The organism is Thermogutta sp. (assembly GCF_039793925.1).
GTDB lineage: Bacteria > Planctomycetota > Planctomycetia > Pirellulales > Thermoguttaceae > Thermogutta.
Window position 1 is genome coordinate 1 of record NZ_JBAMME010000111.1, and the last position, 1,307, is coordinate 1,307.

Here is a 1,307-nt window from a genome sequence, read left to right on the forward strand (position 1 = left end):
CTCGGGCTTCGTGCGGGGTTGAGTAACGCTCGTGCCAGCAAGGTGAGCAAGCCACCGTTGCGACCGGAGATGGAATTTGCGAATCAATGGTCTGGATGAGTTCGTGTTGGAAAACCATTCATCCTCCTCAAGGATTTATCCCCCAAAGGCGAATAACCCCGTCATGGGAGGCTGTAGCAAAAAAACGGCCAAGCGGGTCAAAGGCCAGATCCCGAAATGCTTCTGCTCCTTCTACATCAACTTTGTGTAGCAGTTCCCCATCAGAGGCTCTCCAAAGCCATAGGGTTGGCCGGCCCCAGTTCCCCGCTGTGGCAACTAGAATATCCCCTTGTGGATTGAAAACAACATTTCCTACCCCATCAGTGTGAGTATTCAGAGTTCTCAACAAAGCGCCATCCCTGGTGCGCCATAGCCGCACGGTGCCATCCCCCGACCCCGAAGCCAGGGTCGCGCCATCGGGCGAGAAGGCCACGCTCCACACCGGGGCCGTATGCCCTTGCAGGGTGCGCAGCGCCTGCCCGCTGGCCGCGTCCCACAGCCGCACCGTGCCGTCAGCCGACCCCGAGGCCAGGGTTTGACCATCTGGAGAAAAGACGATATCTGTTATAAAGTCTGTGTGCCCTCTCATCGTGCGCAACAGCGCTCCGTTATCCGTGCGCCACAATTTGACGGAGCCATCCCCCAACCCAGAAGCCAGCATCTGCCCGTCAGGAGAGAATGCCACCCCTGCATCTCCTTCCATAATTCGGATCGTTGCATTACTCACGTTCAAAATTATCAGCGTTCCGTCGTCTGAAACCGAGGCCAAGAGAGAGCCATCAGGGGAAAAGTCCAATCCGTATACATAGCTCGTATGGCCTTGCAAATCTAATATTTGTTGACCGCTTGCTATATCCCATATCTTGACAGTCGTATCATCCGATGCCGAAGCCAATAGCCTCCCCTCAGGTGAGAACTTGACACATGTCGCGCGATTGTAGTGAGCTTGGATAGAGGTGATCAGTTCCACACCAGATGCATTTTGAGCGGAAATTGTAGGAAACATCAACCAGGCCTGGGCCGTAGCGGTGGCACGCGCCTGAGCCGTGGCGGTGGCCTGCGCCTGGGCAATGGCCGTGGCGGTGGCACGTGCCTGCTCTTGTCTGGCTTGGGCGGTGGCAGTAGCCTGCACCTGGGCAATGGCCGTGGCAGTGGCACGCGCCTGGGTCTGTTGTCCTTGCCACAGGCCAATCCCAGCCAGCGCCCTCACCAACAGCAGCAGCAACACGCCGCCCAACAGCCAGGCCCAGGCGGGAAGGCGCGGTCGG

Annotated in this window: 1 protein-coding gene; it reads right to left on the reverse strand. The window is 57.9% G+C overall.

Translation table 11 applies throughout. From position 1 onward, the window contains the following. Positions 1 to 127 precede the first annotated feature (127 nt). Positions 128 to 1,307 (reverse strand): WD40 repeat domain-containing protein (locus tag ABJK56_RS03915; protein WP_347243360.1); only part of this gene is annotated, 1,180 nt, incomplete at its 5' end.